Below are 19,140 nucleotides of genomic sequence, written 5' to 3' on the forward strand. Positions count from 1 at the left end.
AAACGAAAAAGAATGATGACATGCCACCGAAAGCCCGACGTACTCCTTATGCGATCACCACGCATGGCGATACGCGTATAGACAACTATTACTGGCTACGGGACGATTCTCGCTCCCGGCCAGAGGTACTCGACTACCTGCACGAGGAAAACGACTATGGCCGCAAGGTCATGTCCAGCCAGCAGACGCTTCAGGACCAGCTGCTGAATGAAATGGTGCAGCGTATTCCCCAGCGCGATATCTCCGCGCCCTGGACCAAAAATGGCTATCGCTATCGCCATATTTACGAGCCCGGCAATGAGTATCCTATCTACCAGCGTCAGTCGGTGTTAAGCGCCGAATGGGATGCGTGGGATATTCTCCTGGATGCCAACCAGCGCGCCGCCCACAGCGAGTTTTATACCCTGGGCGGCATGTCCATTTCGCCTGACAACGCGGTGATGGCGCTGGCGGAGGATTACCTCTCCCGTCGCCAGTACGGCCTGCGGTTTCGCAATCTGGACACCGGCAACTGGTATCCGGAAATGCTAGAAAACGTCTCCCCGGATTTTGTCTGGGCGAATGATTCCGAGACGGTTTACTACGTCAAAAAGCACGCGTCAACGCTGCTCCCTTACCAGGTGTGGCGACATACCGTGGGAACGGACTCCGCTGACGACGAGCTGGTTTACGAAGAGAAAGACGAAACGTTTTATGTCAGCCTGCATAAAACTTCCTCACGCCACTATGTGATTATCTTCCTTGCCAGCGCGACGACGTCGGAAGTCCTGCTGCTGGATGCCGAACTGCCGGACGCCCAGCCGCTCTGTTTCCTGCCGCGCCGTAAGGATCACGAGTACAGCCTGGATCACTTCCAGCACAGCTTTTATTTGCGCTCCAATCGCGAGGGCAAAAACTTTGGTCTCTATAAAACCAAAGTGCGCGATGAGCGCAAGTGGGAGGTGCTTATCCCCGCGCGGGATCAGGTGATGCTGGAAGGGTTCACCCTCTTTACCGACTGGCTGGTGGTGGAAGAGCGTCAGCGCGGGCTGACCAGTATCCGGCAAATCAACCGTAAAACCCGGGAAGTGGTGGGGATTGCGTTCGATGACCCGGCCTACGTGACGTGGATTGGTTTCAACCCTGAACCCGAATCGTCGCGGTTGCGCTACGGCTACTCCTCCATGACCACGCCGGACACCTTGTTTGAGCTGGATATGGATACCGGGCAGCGGCAAGTGATTAAACAGACCGAGGTCAAAGGGTTTGAGTCCGAAAACTACCGCAGCGAGCACCTGTGGGTTACCGCTCGCGATGGCGTTGAGGTCCCGGTCTCGCTGGTCTATCACAAAGGCCATTTCCAGAAAGGCAAAAACCCGATCCTGGTGTACGGCTATGGCTCGTATGGCTCCAGCATGGACGCCGATTTTAGCAGCAGCCGATTAAGCCTGCTCGATCGCGGCTTTGTTTTCGCCATCGCCCACATTCGCGGAGGCGGTGAGCTGGGCCAGCACTGGTATGAAGACGGGAAATTCCTGAAAAAGAAAAACACCTTCAATGACTACCTTGACGTCTGCGATGCGCTGATTGAGCAGGGCTACGGCGCTCCGCAGCTATGCTTTGGCATGGGGGGCAGCGCGGGCGGCATGCTGATGGGGGCGGTCATCAACCAGCGTCCCGATCGCTTTAAGGGGATTGTCGCGCAGGTACCGTTTGTCGATGTGGTCACGACTATGCTCGATGAATCCATTCCCCTTACCACCGGGGAGTTTGAGGAGTGGGGAAATCCGCAGGATGAGATGTACTACCGCTATATGAAAGAGTACAGCCCGTACGATAACGTGGAGGCGCAAGCCTACCCGCATATGCTGGTCACCACCGGTTTGCATGATTCTCAGGTGCAATACTGGGAGCCGGCAAAATGGGTAGCGAAACTGCGAGAGCTGAAAACCGATGACAACCTGCTGCTGCTGTGTACCGACATGGATTCCGGACACGGGGGTAAATCGGGCCGATTTAAATCGTACGAAGGCGTTGCCCTGGAATATGCCTTTTTAATAGGCCTGGCGCAGGAAACGCTGCCAGGCCGTGCAGAGCGTTAAGCATCGCCCAGATAATGTTTCAGCGTTAAGTGCAGCTCCGGGCTCATTCTGTCGAGGTTGTTATACAGCCAGCGCAAATAGCCCGGATCTTTATCCGCCACCTCGGACACCGGCTTTCCGCGATATTTACCAAAGGTAAATGTGGTCAGCAGCGCGGGACGTCCGGTGATCGTCGCCATATCATCCGGTGTCCAGCCAGAGATATTCATAATATCAATCAGCAGCGCGGCGGTGATATAGCAGTCATACAGCGCGCGGTGATGGTGAAGCCCCTCAGGGGTACGGACGCTGAGCTTGCGGGACTTGTACAGCGCCATGTTGCTGTATTTAATCCCCGGCCAGAGACGACGCGCCAGCTTCATGGTGCAAATCCATTCCCCCGGCATTTCAGGCAACACCCGGCGGTCAAAGCTGGCGTTATGCGCGACGTACCACGGGCTACCGTAGTAGTGGGGAATGATCTCTTCGATCCACGGCTTATCCGCCACCATCGATTCGGTAATGCGATGGATAGCCATCGCCTGAGGGCTGATGGGGCGATCGGGACGCACCAGATGGCTCATGGGGTTGACGATTTTACCATCAACCACGTCGACAGAGGCCACTTCCACTATTCCGCCCTGAAGATCGCAAGTTTCGGTATCGATGACGCGCAGCATTGAAAACTCCTGAGCTTAAAACGCCTAGCCTAAAGGAATGATATCGCCTTGCCAACCCTCTCCGCCGAGCGTGCCGGTCACCAGAAGCTCGCCCTTATCCGCGCGCACGATCAGCTGGCCTTTTTCATCCCACAGCGCGCTGCCGCCGCAGGCGTTCGCCATCAGCACCGCAATGGCATATTTATGCGCGAAGCGCTGCAGGTTACTGATGGACTGCCGCCAGCGATTATCCCCCACCGACTGGCAGCTGGTAACAAGCGTTGCTCTGGGATCGAGATTGGGAGAATCGGGATGTGCATCAAGGATGCTAAGGTGCTTGTCCCCCGGCACCAGGCTGGCTCCGCGCCCTTGCGGATAGCGCAAAATGCGATGGCGAGCAGGCGAAAACAGCACCAGGCCTTTCTGGCGCTGCCCATCCTGTTCCAGAGGGAGTCCTGCAATGACGGTAATCTGGTAAAAATGTGCTGCATTAAGCAGCGGCTCCAGCTGCGCGTCATCGGGTGGGGGAGGTAGCGTCGGAGCGCCAGAGCCCGTTAATGAGAGTTCAGGGAAAACCAGCAGATCACACCGCTGCCGTGCTGCTTCGGCGATGAAGCGCAGGTGGTGCTTAACATGGTCATCTACAGTCTGATGCAGCCCGCCATACTGGGCTGCCGCTATATTCCAATGTGACATCGTGACTTCCTTATACACTGAGTCGCAGAGATTTAAGAATACACCTAAAATAATCAGGGTTTTCTTATCCTGCCAGATTCCGCGTAAGGAAATGTAACGACTCGTTAAGCTTATTTAACTTTAGGCTCGTACGGTAAACGGGAGAGGTTGACCGAGGCAAGGCGGTGGGCGATGAGTCTTTCGCGAAACCAGTCGCGCAGATGGGCGGGCTGTTCCCGTTCCACGACTTCAGCCACGACGGGCATGTTGTAACGCTCTTTGAACGCGACGCCAGCGGCAGCGAGATCGACATTCACTTTATCCATCTCGTCCTGCGGAAGGGCGGCCAGATTGATCTTCATTACCTTCTCCTTTTTCTGCGGCGGCAACGTTACCGCGATTGCACGACGATGACAAGCGGAGGCAGGATGATCCTCGACTCGTTTATTATACAGCGTTATTCTTTAGCATACAGACATAACAAAAAGGAATGATTGCGATGGGTTTCTCCACCTCCCGCGCGGTATGCGCACTGGTTTTCGTAGCCTCGACAATGATGGCGCCCTCCGTGCTGGCACATGCACATCTTAAACAGCAGAGCCCGGCAGCGGACAGCGTGGTGAGCGCTCCGCAGGCACTTACGCTGAATTTTTCAGAAGGCATCGAACCGGGATTTAGCGGTGTGGTGGTGACGGATGCACAAAAGCAGGTCATCAAAACGGGAACCGCCACGCGCGACGAAAAGAACAAAGCTCAACTCACCGTGCCGCTGGAACAAACGCTGGTAGCAGGAACTTACCAGGTGGACTGGCACGTGGTCTCCGTAGACGGCCATAAAACCAAAGGCAGCTATCACTTTAGCGTGAAATAGCATGCTGGCGCTGTGTTTTATCGGGTTGCGCTTTATCCATTTCGGGGCGCTGATGCTGGTGTTTGGCAACGCGCTTTACAGCGTCTGGTTTGCGCCTTCCTCTCTCCACCGTCTGATGTCCCGGCGCTTCCAGTCGCAGCAGAAAGTGGCGGCCTCAGCGAGCCTGGCGGCTGCGGTCCTGATGTTTATGCTGCAGGGCGGATTGATGGGCAACGGCTGGGGAGATGTGTTTGCGCCACAGGTCTGGTTCAGCGTGATGGGAACCCGTTTTGGCGGCGTCTGGCTGTGGCAAATTATACTCGCTGCGATAACGGTCGGCGCAGCATGGCTCGCACCGCTAAAAGGTTCGCGGCTGCTGCTGCTCGCAATGGGACAGCTTATCCTGCTGGCTGGGGTAGGGCACGCGGCGATGAACGACGGTCCGATGGGGGCGCTGCAGCGTCTTAATTATGCTTTTCACCTGATCTGCGCCGCCACCTGGCTCGGCGGATTACTGCCTCTGCTGTTCTGCATGCGCCTGGCGAAAGGGCGCTGGCAGAATGCCGCCATTTATACCATGATGCGCTTTTCGAGCGTGGGCCATTACGCCGTCGCGGGCGTGCTGCTCACCGGCGTGATAAATACGCTCATGATACTGGGCCTCGATATTCCCTGGCAGGCTGGCTACGTGCGGTTTTTATTGTTCAAATGTGCGCTGGTGGCGTTGATGGTGGTAATTGCGCTGGCAAATCGGTATTTTCTGGTGCCACGGTTTCGTCCGGAGAGCGGACGAGCACAACAGATTTTTATCAGGATGACACAGGCAGAAGTGGTGCTGGGAGCGCTGGTGCTGGCAACGGTCAGTCTGTTCGCCACCTGGGAACCCTTCTGACAAGGTTAAATATCATATGAAAAAGACAGTACTTTCTCTCATATTGCTGGCCTGTACGGGAAGCGCGCTTGCCGCACCGCAGGTTATCACCGTCAGCCGTTTTGAAGTGGGTAAGGAGAAATGGGCGTTCAATCGCGAAGAGGTGATGCTGACCTGCCGTCCTGGTCATGCGCTGTATGCCATCAACCCGAGCACGCTGGTGCAATACCCGCTGAATGATACCGCAGAGCAGCAGGTAGCCAGCGGCAAGAGCAGCGGCCAGCCGATTAGCATTATTCAAATCGATTACCCGTCGCATCCGGGACAAAAAATGAGTCTGGCACCGTTTATTGAGCGCGCCGACAAGCTCTGCTAACGTTCGGGTTTCCAATAAAAAACCGCAGATGCTTGCGAAAGCACTGCGGTTTTTCACTTTTAATGATGCTCTGGCGCTTTTTTTCCGACCGCTTTAGCTGTGGACTGGAAAACCTGGCGTCGTCATCTATTCTTAAAAGGCAAGGCGACTTAGCCTGCATTAATGCCAACTTTTAGCGCACGGCTCTCTCCCAAGAGCCATTTCCCTGGACCGAATACAGGAATCGTATTCGGTCTCTTTTTATCTGTATGTTTTTCAAAGCATTGTTCGGTGTTGACTCTAACTTACCCGAAACTTTCTCGAACATTCCATATCCTGTCTAAACCATAACATACTCATGACCGCGTGCGTCCAGGGTTTTTTGGGATCTTTGTTAAAATTTTGTGGTAGAGCGACCGCTGAGCAAATGCCCTCTGCGGTGCGAAAGGGCAACCCGTAAGTTAAATAATGAACGCGCTGAATTTGTCTTTGTGGCGGACAATGTACTCCGGGAAGTTTTCAACCGTTAGCTCTTGCTTGATTAACGTCCTGTCGCGCCCCCAGATATCTTCCGCGTTTTTAATGACCTTCATGATGTGTTCCGGGTTGTTAAACTCAGGAAGATCGTATTCAGTATGGGATATGGTCGACATTTTTTCTGAGATGCGCTCGGGTGTCATTACCCAAGAGAAATGCCAGCCACCATTTTCAATGATGCTGTTGTTAATCTTGAACCAGTTCCACTTTAGCCAGGACCAGTTTTTAACGCTTCGGGTGCGTTTAAGATTCCTGAATGATTCAGGTTCGCCGCCAAAGAAACTAACGAGATTTTTATATTGTGTGGCTCTCGGTAATTTGCATTTTCTTGGCGTGTTGTCAGTATTAAAAACCTGCAGGTTGAACTGATAATTATAGAAATTCTGATAAATAGTGGTGCAGAGCTTTTTGGGATTTATCGATGCTACCACCTGGGGTGAAAATATCTCATCGACATCGGAAACTAAAATCAAATCATCATCGTTGGCATGCGTCAAACCCTGCATGATGGCATTCCTCTGCGCGGCTTCATTTGCCCACGCATCCACCACCATACCCTCTGGCAGACCCGGAATCACTTCTCGGGCCGGATGAGATTCTTCAGCGGCTTTCGTAATCGGTTCTTTATCATGCACAACGTAGATAATTTTATCTTTAAACTGACTGTATTTATTAATGTTAAAATGCAGTTGCCTCTTTTTACCGGTAAAGGTATGCGTTGACTCAACGATAACGAAGCGATCGACAACGTCCGCGAGCGTGTTCAGCCTGATTTCGAGAAGCATATCTTCATCGTAATATAAGAAGCAGTCATAGATCATTACCGAAGTCCCTCATTTTTTGCGCCCACAGTGCGCTTTTCCCAACGCATTCGCCGGTATCATTTCGCGCAATGCTAACTGAGCGCACTCGCCCTGCGCAAGAGTGCACTGCTTTATCATTCCTCTTTTAAACAGAATGCATCCGCTATGCAGTGGGCGAAGGCGCCAGCCAGGCTTAAAAATGGGACTTAACGGATGCCTCTATTTCATCGAGCAGCTCAAAGCGACGGCGGTATTCGGCACGTTTTTTACTGGCAATCTCTTCAAGCGATTTACGCTCCATCTGCAGCGGCAGCTGCCAGCAGAAGGCCGAAAGCTTTTTACCGTCTAGTGATGCCCAAAATTCATCGTAGCTGGCGTGGAAATGGCGGCCTTTGCTCAGGCGATATCGCAAGGCGCGGAAAACGTGCCCCTCGTCGCTTACGGCAAAAATCGCCCGGACAGATGACTGTGCAGCCAGCTGAAAAAGAACTTCCATTAACACGCGCTTAGGAAACAGGCCATGACAGGCGCGGGTGGCCTGTTTAATAACGTCTCGCGATACGCAGCGACGGGGTCCCTGAAGCCCGCCAATGACCATGACTTGCTGACCGTTACTGCGCGCGACGCTAAAGGTCAGGCTAGCCAGCAGCGTATCCTCGTTGTCGCGTAGCCACAGCGTGCTTTCGCCTTCGCGCTCGGCTTTCCCGGCAGAGGATGCATTGACCGTATAGGTTACACCGTCTTTGGCATGGAACTGCACAACGGCTTGCTCCTGTGGGCTGCTCAGGGCCTGAGCGAGACCGCTCTCTGTCAGGCTATCAATCCAGGAGTAATGGTTGACGATAGCGTCGGCGCGATCGTTAGCCGTCAGGCCGCGCATCAGATACTGTCGGTGGGTCTTGCTGGGCAACGTAATTTGAGAGGCCAGCAGTCTGTCAAAATCGTCGCGCCCCGAAAGGGCTTCGAGCATGCGATGGGTGGAAGACCAGAACAGAAGCGAGCGTAAAAGGAACTTCAGGCGATATTCGCGTTTGCGCCAGATCGGCCCCGGCACGCGTTTGCCGTTCACCAGCTCGGAAATAATATTTGTGCGATGCGGATAAAAAACATCGTTATGCAGGTGCGTATTAGACACGTGATGACCCCTCTTTTTTTATACCCTTATTCTAAAGAGCCAATAAAAAGGGATTAATAGCGCGAGGATCTTTATTTCTGTTTGGTTTACCGTTTGTTTCACTTCGTGACGACCGCGCCTGTCTGTCGCCTTTTCTGCGGCGGCTATACTGTTTAAAGGAGGTTCTATGTATCAGCGAATTGAAGGTGGGATGTGGCGTCACGTCTGGGTTGTCAGCGATATACACGGTTGTTACCAGTGGCTTATGGATGAGCTTAAACGCCGTCATTTTAACCCATATGAGGATCTACTTATTTCAGTCGGGGATGTGATCGATCGTGGCCCTGATAGCGTTAAATGCCTGCAGTTAATTCATGAAAAATGGTTTCGTGCCGTGCGGGGAAACCATGAGCAAATGGCTCTCGACAGTCTGGATAATAACGATTTTTCACTCTGGACGATGAATGGCGGAATATGGTTTTCGCATCTTGAACGCGACCAGCAACAGCTGGCCCTGTCGTTGCTTGATGCCTGTCGCGATTTACCGCATATCATCGAGATAACCTGTGCGAACGGTCTGAATGTGATAGCCCATGCTGATTATCCGGCCGCGGAATACCGGTGGCAAAAACCGGTTAGTCCCCAGCGCGTTTTATGGAACCGCGACAGGCTGATGGGATTTATGGTGGGCAAAGGAGAGGGCATCAGCGGCGCGGATCATTTCTGGTTTGGGCATACGCCCCTCGACAGAAGGTATGATTTTAATAATCTTCACTACATTGATACGGGGGCAGTTTTCGACGGTTACTTCACGCTGGCGCAGCTGCAGTAATAAATAACCCGCCTTCGGGCGGGTTCTTTTTAGGTCAGGCAAGACGCATGACCCAGGCATCGGTTTTACTATCGTAATGCTCACGGTAAAGGACAGAATGTTCGCCATCAAGTATTGCCGGGACGCTGGTGTCTGCATCCCATGCATCGAGCTGCATGCACAAATCCGGGTCGGATTTGCAGGGAATACTTAACGTTCGATCGCCTTGTGCTTCGCCGCGCAGCTCTGCGTCGTCGATCTCAAAAGCGCCAATACGCACGCTGGTTTTCGTCATAGTGCTCTCCGGGTCGGTTGTCAAAATCTGGTATGACCAGTGCGGCCACCCATTTTTGATCGTAGACAAAGAGAGCAAAATCGCCAGTAAAAAAATGCGCTTTTTATCAATCCGTGCGATCGTTACCGGTAAACAGCCGACCGTCCCGAACCAGCTCGCGCGGATAAGTGTTTTTCAGCCTTGAGCCGACCTTTTTTGCCAGCCCCAGCGGATATCCCTGATACGTCACTATCACTTCATCGTCAGATGGCGTGCTGTCCGGATAGACATCGCGGCCACGGTACCACTCCTCTGCTTCCTTATGCGTCAGGGTAAAGGTATTCTCGCATCCGGCAAGGGCGATAACGGCCTCATGCTGCCAGCGATAGCCTTTGTTATGCACTTCCGCCAGGCGGATCCCTATTCGTGAAAAACGGACCTTTCCGATGAGCGGCTCGATCTGTGCCGGGAACAGCCAGATCTCTTTATCACGCATCCAGGGGTGCAGGCTCTCATCCCATACCAGCCCAACCTTTTTAGCGGCGGCTTCAAGCTGTGCTGCATCGCGACCTTTAAGAGGGGAAAACGGGAAGTTGCCGACCTTGAATTTAGGCGCGGGCAGGGGAGCAACCGCCTGCGTTTTACGCAAACGCGCCACAAAGAACCCTTCGCAGTCGTAAATCTGCGGGAACACGTGGAGGAAACCCTCCGGCGTGACCGCCTCCTGTGCCGAGGCGAACAGGTCGTTAAGCGGCAGGAACTCAACTGCCTCCGGGTAGTTCGCTTTCAGCCACAGGCAGACGTCTTCGTTTTCATCGCGGTTTAAGGTACACGTTGAATAGACCAGCGTGCCGCCTGGGCGCAGGGCGTGAAATGCGCTCTCGATCAGCTCTCGCTGCGTGGCGGCGATCTCAAGGTTGCTCTCAACTGACCAGTTCTTTAACGCGTCGGGATCTTTACGCACCACCCCTTCGCCGGAGCAGGGCGCGTCCAGCAGAATGGCATCGAAGGCTTCCGGTAGAGCGGCGCCAAACACGCGTCCGTCAAAGTGCGTCAGGGCAACATTATGAATACCGCAGCGGCTGATGTTGGCATGCAACACCTTCACGCGGCTGGCGGAAAACTCGTTGGCGAGGATCGCCCCGTGGTTACCCATCCGGGCGGCAATTTGCGTGGTTTTTGAGCCGGGCGCCGCGGCAACATCCATCACGCGCTCAGGCGCATTGCCATCGGCAAACAGGGCGGCAACCGGCAGCATCGAGCTGGCTTCCTGAATATAGAACAAACCGCTCAGATGTTCAGCGGTACTGCCCAGCGGTAGGGAGGCTTCGTCATCGCGTTCGATCCAGAACCCCTCAGCGCACCACGGTACCGGCGTAAGCTGCCAGCCGTACGGCGAGACCAGCGCCAGAAAATCATCGACGCTGATTTTCAGCGTGTTGACGCGAATACTCCGGCGTAACGGACGCTGGCAGGCGGCGATAAAATCGTCTAACGACAGGTGAGAAGGAAGCGCCTCGCGCATCTGCGCCAGGAATTGTTCAGGAAGAAATACGGAGTTTTGAGCCACGGGCACACCACAGGGAAAAGTTCAGGTGCGCAGTGTAACATAAAGGCTCCGGTGCGTTGACACCGGAGCCTTTCAGATTAACGCGGCAGGGCGGTTCCCCATTCGCGCCACTCTTTCGGTTCGCTTTCGAGCAGCAGGAAGTGTTTACCCGGCTGCGCTTTCGGCGCCAGCGGCGTGCCCGGCGGCGTGGCAAACGCGATACCGCCGCGAATGAACTGGTTAAAGGTGCCGGTTTTCACCACGCCTCCCGTCAGGCCAAAGTCCAGCGAATAGCCGGATGCCAGCCAGAATACCGAGTTATTACGGACCAGGTGCTGGTAACGCTCGCTGATGCGTAACGCCACCATCACGCGGTCGGAGAGCGTACCGAGCGTCAGACCCGTGACCGTACCCACCTCAATGCCGCGGAACAGTACCGGGGTGCCGATGCTCAGCGAGCCTGCTTCCGGCACTTCCACCACGATGCTCAGGCCGCCAAGGTAGCGCGAGTCGGTGATCGTGGCTTCCTGCAGCTCGAAATCACGACGGGCATTGCCCTGGCCCGGCTCCACGTTGATGTAAGGCTGCAAAATGGTGTCGAGATGCTCAACGCCCGCGGCCGAGATCTGCGGCGTGACCACCGAGAAGCGCGAACCCGTGCGGGCGAAGGTCTGCACATATTCCGGGTACAGCACGGCGGTGGCCTGCACCTCGTTGCGCGAGGTAATCAGCGTCAGCTTCTGGATCTGCCCGATATCAATGCCGAGATAGCGGATTGGCATACCTTCCGCCAGCTTGCCGGCATCAAACGCGTGCAGGGTAATCTGTCCACCCACGGCACGTGCGGCGGTTTCGGACGGGAAGAGAATACGCTTATCGCCTTTACGCAGGTTCGCGCCCGCGCCGCTGAGGTTATCGAAGCTAATAGCTCCGCGCAGCGCGCGTGAGAGCGGGGAGGCCTGCACGGTCAGCCCGTTACCGTTAAGCTGAACTTTCGCGCCGCCTTCGGCCCAGAAGACGCTGTTTGGCGTCAGCAGCTTGCGGTACTCCGGCTTGATATGCAGTTCGATATCAAACGCGTCCGCACGCGGGCGAACGGTGATCACTTCCCCAACTTCAAACTTGCGATACAGCACCACGGATCCTGCCTGTACGTCCGGCAGCGTCTCGGCGCTTAATGTCAGCGTGGTGGTAGGGAGATCGCTGAGGCTGTTTTCAACCGCTTTCTCCAGGTTGGCATACAGCGGATAGCTGTCGCGAACGGGGCCTTTATCGCCAGGCAGAATGCGGATGCCGCCGTTAACCCATTCACTGGCGCTGGCGCCGAGGAACTCCACGCCGTCCAGTCCCACCTTCACATCGACGCGACTGTTCACCACGAATTTGCTGTCACCGTGCACCAGGTCGCTGTACTGCGGATCGATGGCGACCGAGAAGGTCACGCCATTCGCGGAGAGCTTACGCTCCAGCACCTGGCCGACCTGCACGCCGTGTAAAATTAACGGCTGACCGGCTTCGATTCCGTAACTTTCTGGCGCATTCAGCGTGACGGTCACTACGCCCGGCTTTTGCAGCAGGGATTTATCTGCCGGGGCAATCACGAAGCTATTGCTGGGCTCACCTTCGCCGGGGATGAGCTCAAACGTATTGCCGGTCAACAGCGTGCTGAGGCTGGCATCGTTCAGGGAGAGCTTTGGACTGCGCATTTCGATACGTGTTTTCTCGCGCAGGAGATCGACCACGCTCGGATCGACCGTCATTTCGCCGGTGACCGAGCCGCCCGGGTTGAGCGTCATTTTGGTGAGCTGACCAACCTGCAACCCCTGATACATCAGCGGCGTTGAACCCGCTTTTAGCCCCTTAGCATCGGGCAGGGCGAGTTTGACGATCACGCCGCGCTGGCTGTGCGCCAGGTCAGCGTACAATCCAAATGAGTCATCCGCGGTGGCAGGGCTTGAGTTTTCCGGGGAGTCAAAGGCAATGGCACCATTCACCAGCGCGGCCAGACTTTCCAGCTTCACTTTCGCACCGCTCAGGCTGACGTCCGCATCCACGCCGGAGACGTTCCAGAAGCGGCTGCCTTTTTTCACCAGATTGGTGAAGCGACGCTCGATCAGCACGTCGATGGTGACGCCCTGTTTATTCGGGTTGATCGCGTAATCATACACGCGGCCAACCGGGATTTTGCGGAAATAGACCAGCGAGCCACTGTTCAGAGAACCGAGATCCGGCGCCTGCAGATGGATCATTAAATCGCCGTTGTTGAGGCGGTACTTGGGCTGTGTATCCAGGGCAACAAAGTGATCCTGCGGCTCGCCTTTACCCGGCATCATGCCAATATAGTTACCGCCCACGAGCGCATCCAGCCCTGACACGCCGGCCAGAGACGCTTTTGGCGTGACCAGCCAGAACTGCGTTTCGCTGCGCAGGGCATCCTGCATGTCAGATTTAATACTGACCCGCACCTGAATCTTGTTCAGCCCTTTTCCAAGGGAGATGTCCTGAACCGTACCCACTTCAACCCCCTGGAAGCGAACGGGCGTTCGCCCGGCGACGATGCCGTCGGCGGTCTGGAAATCAATGGTGACGGTACTCCCGCGATCTTCATAGCTCGTCCAGATAAGCCAGCCTGCAATCATCAGGGCGATGACGGGCAGCAACCAGAATGGCGAAATGCGGCGTTTTGTTTTAATTCTCGCTTCAGTCGGCGAAGCGGGGGTTTCCTGACTCATGTGCATCCCAAAGTAAGCGGCTATCCAGCCATTCCACAGCAAGAATAGTCAATATCACCGCAGAGCCGAAATAAAAAGCCGCGGGTCCCATTGTAAAAGCAAGTAGCTGGTCGCGATTGATGAGCGACATCATCAGCGAAATTACGAACAGATCTAACATTGACCAGCGGCCAATCCAGGTGACGAACCGCAGCAGCAGAATGCGGGTCCGTAAGCCTTGTTCACATTTAAAGTGAATGCTAATGAGCAGGGTAAACATCACCACCACTTTGGTAAAGGGAACCAGAATACTGGCAATAAAAACGATCGCAGCCACCCCGACATTACTGTGTGCAAGGGAGATAATCCCGGAGAGGATAGTATCCTCCTGACGCCCGCCATTCACGTAAATGATGGAAATCGGCAGCATGTTGGCTGGGATCAGAAACACCAGGGAGGCGATCAGCGCGGCCCAGCATTTTTGCAGGCTGTTGTTGCGCCGCAGTCTCAACGGAATGTGGCAACGCGGGCAGCGCCCACGCGCGTCGGGCAAGCCGGTATAGTGACATCCCAGACAGACGCGCAGATTTTCATCAGGACGCGTGGCGGGGCGCTGAGGGTAAAATCGCTCCCAGAGCTGTTCAACGTTCAGGTGGATAAGCGTCAGTATGCTCAGCAACACCAGGCTGATGAAAGCAAAGAGTCCGATGCCGGGCTGCAAAAAGGCGTAGTCCTGCACCTTTATTGACGCAACGCCCACGCCCACCAGATAAATATCCAGCATCACCCACTCTTTGAGCTTATCCAGCATCAGCAGTACCGGCCGAAGATTCATGCCGAGAATATTGCCAAACCAAAGATAGGCAATGGCGGCGACCAGCACCAGCGGCGCGCCAACGGTACAGAACAGCACCATGGCAGCGGTGATGGGATCCCCCTGACGGGTCATCTGCCAGATACCCTGCAGCACGTTGGCGTCAATACGTACGCCAAGCAGGTAGAGCTTTAGCAGCGGTTCGCTCCAGGCGAAGGGCATCAGCAGCAGCATGGTGACGGCCATGGCGGCGAGGCGGGTCAACGACCAGTCGCGGCCATCGCGAATTTTGGCGTCGCATCGCGGACAAAAGGCACTTTGGTGCGATTTCATCTTCGGCAACATAAAAAGCGTATCGCACTGGGGGCAACGCTGATAATGTGCACGTGGCAAAGCTTCGCTTACCGTATGGACAGTTATCTTTCTTGTCGGCGTAATTTTGGTTGTTTTTAAGGCCATCAGCTGCGCACAAATAAGTATTGTTGAAAGTTATAATAACTCATGAACGGATTCATCTTGAGCATGAGCGCATTTAATGCTTATTTTAATAGGCTATGCGGTAAATTTGTAAGACAACTAAGTGATTGAATAATGAACAAAACAGAATTCTACGCGGATCTTAACCGCGATTTTAAGGCATTGATGGCGGGTGAGACCAGCTTCTTAGCCACTCTGGCAAATACTAGCGCATTGCTGTTTGAACGTCTCTCTGACGTGAACTGGGCAGGCTTTTACCTCCTTGAAGGTGACACGCTGGTGCTCGGCCCGTTCCAGGGCAAACTGGCCTGCGTGCGTATTCCGGTAGGGCGTGGCGTATGCGGCACGGCGGTGGCCGAGAATCAGGTACAGCGTGTGGAAGACGTTCATGCGTTTGACGGACACATTGCCTGTGATGCCGCCAGTAATTCTGAAATCGTTCTGCCGCTGGTGGTCAAAAATCAGATTATTGGCGTTCTGGATATCGACAGCACGGTCTTCAGTCGCTTTACAACCGAGGACGAACAGGGGCTGCGCGAGCTGGTGGCGAATCTGGAAAACGTACTCGCTGCAACCGATTATCAAAAATTCTTTGCGAGCGTCGCAGGATAATCAACGGATAACGTAGCATTTACTGATAGCGTCATTATAATGACGCCTGTTCATGCCTGCGCTTGTTGGCAACGTCCGTTGTAATCAGGAAATTTCATGGAAAATCAACCTAAGTTGAATAGCAGTAAAGAAGTTATCGCATTTCTGGCCGAGCGTTTCCCGCAGTGCTTCAGCGCGGAAGGTGAAGCTCGTCCCCTGAAAGTCGGTATTTTTCAGGATCTGGTGGCGCGTGTTGAAGGGGAAATGAACCTCAGCAAAACTCAGCTGCGTTCCGCCTTACGTCTTTATACTTCGAGCTGGCGTTACCTGTACGGTATCAAACCTGGCGCGACCCGCGTGGATCTCGACGGCAACCCGTGTGGTGAGCTGGACGAGCAGCACGTTGAGCACGCGCGTAAGCAGCTTGAAGAAGCCAAAGCACGCGTTCAGGCACAACGTGCAGAACAGCAGGCGAAAAAACGCGAAGCCGCAGCGGCAAACGGCCAGGAAGAAGCGCCTCGTCGTGAGCGTAAACCACGCCCTGCGCCGCGTCGTCACGATAATAACGATCGCAAACCGCGTGCAGACAAACCAGCAGCAAAAGCCCCGCGTGCCCCTCGTGAAGAGCCGCGCCATACGCCGGTTTCTGACATTAACGCCCTGAGCGTAGGTCAGGCACTGAAGGTTAAAGCGGGTAACAATGCTATGGACGCCACCGTACTGGAAATCACCAAAGATGGCGTTCGTGTACAGCTGACTTCTGGTATGTCAATGATTGTACGCGCAGAACACTTGTTGTTCTGAAACGGAGGCCAAGCCTGGCATGAACACTTTTTTTAAGCTCACCGCGCTGGCGGGCCTGTTTGCTATAACAGGTCACGCTTTTGCAGTGGACGATATCACGCGTGTTGATCAAATTCCGGTGCTCAAGGAAGAGACGCAGCACGCGACGGTGAGCGAGCGCGTGACCTCACGTTTTACCCGCTCGCACTATCGTCAGTTCGATCTCGATCAGGCCTTTTCGGCCAAAATCTTTGACCGCTATCTGAACTTGCTGGATTACAGCCATAACGTTTTGCTCGCCAGCGATGTCGAGCAGTTCGCTAAGCGCAAATCCGAGGTGGGTGACGAGTTGCGTTCAGGCAAGCTGGATCTGTTCTACGATCTCTACAACCTGTCGCAAAAGCGCCGCTTTGAACGCTATCAGTACGCGCTGAAAGTGCTGGAACGTCCGATGGACTTCACCGGTACTGACACCTTTAATCTGGATCGCAGTAAAGCACCCTGGCCGAAAGATGAAGCCGAGTTGAACGCGCTGTGGGACGGTAAAGTTAAATACGACGAACTGAGTCTTAAGCTGACCGGCAAAGACGAAAAAGAGATCCGTGACACGCTGACGCGTCGTTACAAATTTGCCATTCGTCGTCTGGCGCAGACCAACAGTGAGGATGTTTTCTCACTCGCGATGACCGCCTTTGCGCACGAAATCGATCCGCACACCAACTATCTCTCTCCACGCAACACCGAACAGTTCAATACCGAGATGAGCCTGTCTCTGGAAGGTATCGGCGCGGTGCTGCAGATGGACGATGATTATACGGTGATCAATTCCATGGTCGCGGGTGGCCCGGCATCCAAAAGCAAAGCGATTAGCGTAGGCGATCGAATTGTGGGTGTAGGACAAACAGGCCAGAACATGGTCGACGTGATCGGCTGGCGTCTCGATGACGTGGTTGCGCTGATCAAAGGTCCGAAAGGCAGCAAGGTTCGTCTGGAAATTCTGCCTGCCGGTAAAGGCACCAAAACCCGTATCGTTACCCTGACCCGCGAGCGTATCCGTCTGGAAGACCGCGCGGTGAAAATGTCGGTGAAAACCGTGGGTAAAGAGAAGGTGGGTGTTCTGGATATTCCTGGCTTCTACGTGGGGCTGACTGACGATGTGAAGGTTCAGCTGCAGAAGCTTGAAAAGCAGAACGTCAGCAGCATTATCATCGACCTGCGCAGTAACGGCGGCGGGGCGCTGACGGAAGCGGTTTCACTCTCCGGTCTGTTCATTCCATCTGGTCCTGTGGTTCAGGTGCGCGATAACAACGGTAAAGTGCGTGAAGATGCCGACAACGACGGTGTGGTCTACTACAAAGGCCCGCTGGTGGTCCTGGTTGACCGCTTCAGTGCTTCCGCGTCTGAAATCTTTGCCGCTGCAATGCAGGACTATGGTCGCGCGCTGATCGTCGGTGAGCCAACCTTCGGGAAAGGTACCGTTCAGCAGTATCGCTCTCTGAATCGTATTTACGATCAGATGCTGCGTCCGGAATGGCCTGCGCTGGGCTCGGTTCAGTACACCATTCAGAAATTCTACCGCGTGAACGGCGGGAGTACGCAGCGTAAGGGTGTAACGCCGGACATCATGATGCCGACAGGCACGGAAGAGACCGAAACCGGCGAGAAGTTTGAAGATAACGCCTTGCCGTGGGACAGCATCAATGCCGCGACCTACGTGAAAGCGGGTGATATGACGCAATTTGGCCCTGAACTGCTGAAAGCGCATAACGACCGTATCGCGAAAGATCCGGAGTTCCAGTACATCATGAAGGACATTGCACGATTCAATGCCCTGAAAGATAAGCGGAATATCGTTTCTCTTAACTACGCTCAGCGTGAGAAAGAGAACAACGAAGACGATGCAACCCGCCTGGCGCGTATCAACGATCGCTTCAAGCGCGAAGGTAAGCCTCTGCTTAAGAAACTGGACGATCTGCCAAAAGATTACCAGGAGCCGGATCCGTATCTGGACGAGACGGTGCATATCGCTCTCGACCTGGCGAATCAGGAAAAAGAGAAACCTGCCGTACAGCCCGCTCCGGCAAAATAACCTCCCAACAGGCACAAGAAATTGTGCCTGTTTCTTTTTGTTCTGCATCCTTCCGTCAGCCAGATTTCCAATTGTGTAAAGTTGTGTCTTTCTGGTGACTTACGCCCGCCGGATGCTTGAAAATAGCCGCAATACCCATACGATGTGGGTAATCGCATAGTGCGTTTTGTTAAACTGAGGTAAAAAGAAAATTATGATGCGAATCGCGCTCTTCCTGCTCACCAACCTGGCGGTTATGGTGGTTTTCGGGCTCGTGCTAAGCCTGACAGGAATTCAGTCGAGCAGCGTTCAGGGTCTGTTGATTATGGCGCTGCTGTTTGGTTTTGGTGGCTCGTTCATCTCCCTGCTGATGTCGAAGTGGATGGCACTGAAATCGGTGGGTGGTGAGGTTATTGAACAACCGCGTAACGACATGGAACAGTGGCTGATGAATACGGTGGCTCAGCAATCCCGCCAGGCCGGGATCGCCATGCCGCAGGTAGCGATTTATCATGCACCGGACATCAACGCTTTCGCCACGGGCGCCCGTCGCGATGCGTCACTGGTTGCCGTCAGCACAGGTTTGCTGCAAAACATGAGCCGTGACGAGGCCGAAGCGGTTATTGCCCACGAAATCAGCCATATCGCAAACGGTGACATGGTGACCATGACCCTGATTCAGGGCGTGGTGAACACCTTCGTGATCTTCATCTCCCGTATTCTGGCGCAGATCGCGGCAGGTTTTATGGGTGGCAACCGTGACGAAGGCGAAGAGAGCAACGGCAACCCGCTGATTTACTTTGCCGTGTCGATGGTTCTGGAGCTGGTATTCGGTATTCTGGCCAGCATCATCACCATGTGGTTCTCCCGCCACCGTGAATTCCACGCGGATGCCGGCTCGGCGAAGCTGGTTGGTCGTGAGAAGATGATTGCCGCCCTGCAGCGTCTGAAAACCAGCTACGAGCCGCAGGAAGCGAACAGCATGATGGCCTTCTGCATTAACGGTAAATCCAAATCGCTGAGCGAGCTGTTTATGTCTCACCCACCGCTGGATAAACGTATCGAAGCGCTGCGCAGTGGGGAATACCTGAAGTAACGCTAAGAACCCTAATAAGCCGGGCAGGAGAATACTCCGCCC

18 protein-coding genes are annotated in these 19,140 nt (G+C 54.5%); 9 read left to right on the plus strand and 9 right to left on the minus strand.

Going from position 1 to position 19,140, the window contains the following annotated elements; genetic code table 11:
- Positions 1–20: 20 nt before the first annotated feature.
- A complete protein-coding gene (gene ptrB / locus NUX24_RS04010) occupies positions 21–2,081 on the plus strand; it encodes an oligopeptidase B (RefSeq protein ID WP_257830059.1) in 2,061 nt (686 codons plus the stop codon).
- On the opposite strand, the gene exoX is transcribed toward ptrB, so the two are convergent.
- From exoX to NUX24_RS04025, 3 genes are all read right to left on the minus strand, one after another.
- A complete protein-coding gene (gene exoX, locus NUX24_RS04015; RefSeq protein WP_257830060.1) occupies positions 2,078–2,740 on the minus strand; it encodes an exodeoxyribonuclease X in 663 nt (220 codons plus the stop codon). The genes ptrB and exoX overlap by 4 nt on opposite strands.
- Before the next feature lie 24 nt (positions 2,741–2,764).
- Positions 2,765–3,415, minus strand: a complete 651-nt coding sequence (locus tag NUX24_RS04020; protein WP_126330137.1) for a carbon-nitrogen hydrolase family protein — start codon at positions 3,413–3,415, stop codon at positions 2,765–2,767.
- A gap of 110 nt (positions 3,416–3,525) precedes the next feature.
- Positions 3,526–3,756 carry a DNA polymerase III subunit theta gene (locus NUX24_RS04025; RefSeq protein WP_008500465.1) on the minus strand — a complete coding sequence of 77 codons (231 nt, stop codon included), beginning with the start codon at positions 3,754–3,756 and terminating at the stop codon, positions 3,526–3,528.
- Between the two features lie 137 nt (positions 3,757–3,893).
- On the opposite strand from NUX24_RS04025, the gene yobA reads away from it, so the two are divergent.
- From yobA to NUX24_RS04040, 3 genes are read left to right on the plus strand one after another with little or no spacing between them, the layout of a single operon-like run.
- A complete protein-coding gene (gene yobA / locus NUX24_RS04030) occupies positions 3,894–4,265 on the plus strand; it encodes a CopC domain-containing protein YobA (protein WP_257830061.1) in 372 nt (123 codons plus the stop codon).
- A 1-nt stretch (position 4,266) separates the two neighbouring features.
- Positions 4,267–5,136, plus strand: a complete 870-nt coding sequence (gene copD / locus NUX24_RS04035) for a copper homeostasis membrane protein CopD (RefSeq protein WP_257830062.1) — start codon at positions 4,267–4,269, stop codon at positions 5,134–5,136.
- Positions 5,137–5,152: 16 nt separating this feature from the next.
- Positions 5,153–5,491: a YebY family protein gene (locus NUX24_RS04040; RefSeq protein ID WP_257830063.1), complete on the plus strand. Its 339-nt coding sequence runs from the start codon at positions 5,153–5,155 to the stop codon at positions 5,489–5,491.
- Positions 5,492–5,931: 440 nt separating this feature from the next.
- Here NUX24_RS04040 and NUX24_RS04045 read toward each other — a convergent pair whose 3' ends face one another.
- Both NUX24_RS04045 and NUX24_RS04050 read right to left on the minus strand, forming a co-directional pair.
- Positions 5,932–6,828 carry a benzoate transporter gene (locus tag NUX24_RS04045; protein ID WP_257830064.1) on the minus strand — a complete coding sequence of 299 codons (897 nt, stop codon included), beginning with the start codon at positions 6,826–6,828 and terminating at the stop codon, positions 5,932–5,934.
- 175 nt (positions 6,829–7,003) lie between these two features.
- Entirely contained in the window at positions 7,004–7,945 is a 942-nt protein-coding gene (locus NUX24_RS04050; protein WP_257830065.1) for a VirK/YbjX family protein, read from the minus strand.
- 166 nt (positions 7,946–8,111) lie between these two features.
- Here NUX24_RS04050 and pphA point away from each other — a divergent pair, with 166 nt between their 5' ends.
- A complete protein-coding gene (pphA, locus tag NUX24_RS04055; RefSeq protein ID WP_257830066.1) occupies positions 8,112–8,756 on the plus strand; it encodes a protein-serine/threonine phosphatase in 645 nt (214 codons plus the stop codon).
- 34 nt (positions 8,757–8,790) lie between these two features.
- On the opposite strand, the gene NUX24_RS04060 is transcribed toward pphA, so the two are convergent.
- The 4 genes from NUX24_RS04060 to yebS form a co-directional block, all read right to left on the minus strand.
- The gene (locus tag NUX24_RS04060) at positions 8,791–9,030 is read right to left on the minus strand and encodes a YebV family protein (RefSeq protein ID WP_008500472.1); all 240 of its coding nucleotides are present in this window, start codon (positions 9,028–9,030) and stop codon (positions 8,791–8,793) included.
- Between the two features lie 106 nt (positions 9,031–9,136).
- Positions 9,137–10,579 (minus strand): 16S rRNA (cytosine(1407)-C(5))-methyltransferase RsmF, encoded by a 1,443-nt coding sequence (rsmF, locus tag NUX24_RS04065; protein WP_374693100.1) that lies wholly within the window; start codon positions 10,577–10,579, stop codon positions 9,137–9,139.
- Positions 10,580–10,656: 77 nt separating this feature from the next.
- Positions 10,657–13,290 carry a PqiB family protein gene (locus tag NUX24_RS04070; protein ID WP_047652308.1) on the minus strand — a complete coding sequence of 878 codons (2,634 nt, stop codon included), beginning with the start codon at positions 13,288–13,290 and terminating at the stop codon, positions 10,657–10,659.
- Positions 13,259–14,542, minus strand: a complete 1,284-nt coding sequence (gene yebS, locus NUX24_RS04075) for a membrane integrity lipid transport subunit YebS (RefSeq protein WP_023312213.1) — start codon at positions 14,540–14,542, stop codon at positions 13,259–13,261. Before yebS ends, NUX24_RS04070 begins: the two co-directional genes overlap by 32 nt.
- Positions 14,543–14,674: 132 nt before the next feature.
- Between yebS and NUX24_RS04080 the strand changes: the two genes are divergently transcribed.
- The 4 genes from NUX24_RS04080 to htpX all read left to right on the plus strand — a co-directional run bounded on the left by NUX24_RS04080 (position 14,675) and on the right by htpX (position 19,098).
- A complete protein-coding gene (locus NUX24_RS04080) occupies positions 14,675–15,172 on the plus strand; it encodes a GAF domain-containing protein (protein WP_047652307.1) in 498 nt (165 codons plus the stop codon).
- 96 nt (positions 15,173–15,268) lie between these two features.
- Entirely contained in the window at positions 15,269–15,955 is a 687-nt protein-coding gene (proQ, locus tag NUX24_RS04085) for an RNA chaperone ProQ (protein ID WP_014884292.1), read from the plus strand.
- A gap of 19 nt (positions 15,956–15,974) precedes the next feature.
- Positions 15,975–18,023: a carboxy terminal-processing peptidase gene (gene prc, locus NUX24_RS04090; RefSeq protein WP_029741991.1), complete on the plus strand. Its 2,049-nt coding sequence runs from the start codon at positions 15,975–15,977 to the stop codon at positions 18,021–18,023.
- Positions 18,024–18,216: 193 nt separating this feature from the next.
- Positions 18,217–19,098 carry a protease HtpX gene (htpX, locus tag NUX24_RS04095; RefSeq protein ID WP_014884290.1) on the plus strand — a complete coding sequence of 294 codons (882 nt, stop codon included), beginning with the start codon at positions 18,217–18,219 and terminating at the stop codon, positions 19,096–19,098.
- The last annotated feature ends 42 nt before the right edge of the window (positions 19,099–19,140 follow it).

This window comes from Enterobacter sp. HG048 (assembly GCF_024702055.1).
GTDB classification, from domain to species: Bacteria; Pseudomonadota; Gammaproteobacteria; order Enterobacterales; family Enterobacteriaceae; genus Enterobacter; species Enterobacter dykesii.

Excerpts from the sequence above, each read along its gene's own strand:
- NUX24_RS04045 (WP_257830064.1), bottom strand. The coding sequence starts at position 6,828 with ATGATCTATGACTGCTTCTTATATTACGATGAAGATATGCTTCTCGAA.
- NUX24_RS04040 (WP_257830063.1), top strand. The coding sequence starts at position 5,153 with ATGAAAAAGACAGTACTTTCTCTCATATTGCTGGCCTGTACGGGAAGC.
- exoX (WP_257830060.1), bottom strand. The coding sequence starts at position 2,740 with ATGCTGCGCGTCATCGATACCGAAACTTGCGATCTTCAGGGCGGAATA.
- yebS (WP_023312213.1), bottom strand. The coding sequence starts at position 14,542 with ATGGCCTTAAAAACAACCAAAATTACGCCGACAAGAAAGATAACTGTC.
- NUX24_RS04020 (WP_126330137.1), bottom strand. The coding sequence starts at position 3,415 with ATGTCACATTGGAATATAGCGGCAGCCCAGTATGGCGGGCTGCATCAG.
- copD (WP_257830062.1), top strand. The coding sequence starts at position 4,267 with ATGCTGGCGCTGTGTTTTATCGGGTTGCGCTTTATCCATTTCGGGGCG.
- NUX24_RS04070 (WP_047652308.1), bottom strand. The coding sequence starts at position 13,290 with ATGAGTCAGGAAACCCCCGCTTCGCCGACTGAAGCGAGAATTAAAACA.
- yobA (WP_257830061.1), top strand. The coding sequence starts at position 3,894 with ATGGGTTTCTCCACCTCCCGCGCGGTATGCGCACTGGTTTTCGTAGCC.
- htpX (WP_014884290.1), top strand. The coding sequence starts at position 18,217 with ATGATGCGAATCGCGCTCTTCCTGCTCACCAACCTGGCGGTTATGGTG.
- proQ (WP_014884292.1), top strand. The coding sequence starts at position 15,269 with ATGGAAAATCAACCTAAGTTGAATAGCAGTAAAGAAGTTATCGCATTT.
- NUX24_RS04025 (WP_008500465.1), bottom strand. The coding sequence starts at position 3,756 with ATGAAGATCAATCTGGCCGCCCTTCCGCAGGACGAGATGGATAAAGTG.
- NUX24_RS04080 (WP_047652307.1), top strand. The coding sequence starts at position 14,675 with ATGAACAAAACAGAATTCTACGCGGATCTTAACCGCGATTTTAAGGCA.
- pphA (WP_257830066.1), top strand. The coding sequence starts at position 8,112 with ATGTATCAGCGAATTGAAGGTGGGATGTGGCGTCACGTCTGGGTTGTC.
- NUX24_RS04060 (WP_008500472.1), bottom strand. The coding sequence starts at position 9,030 with ATGACGAAAACCAGCGTGCGTATTGGCGCTTTTGAGATCGACGACGCA.
- ptrB (WP_257830059.1), top strand. The coding sequence starts at position 21 with ATGCCACCGAAAGCCCGACGTACTCCTTATGCGATCACCACGCATGGC.
- prc (WP_029741991.1), top strand. The coding sequence starts at position 15,975 with ATGAACACTTTTTTTAAGCTCACCGCGCTGGCGGGCCTGTTTGCTATA.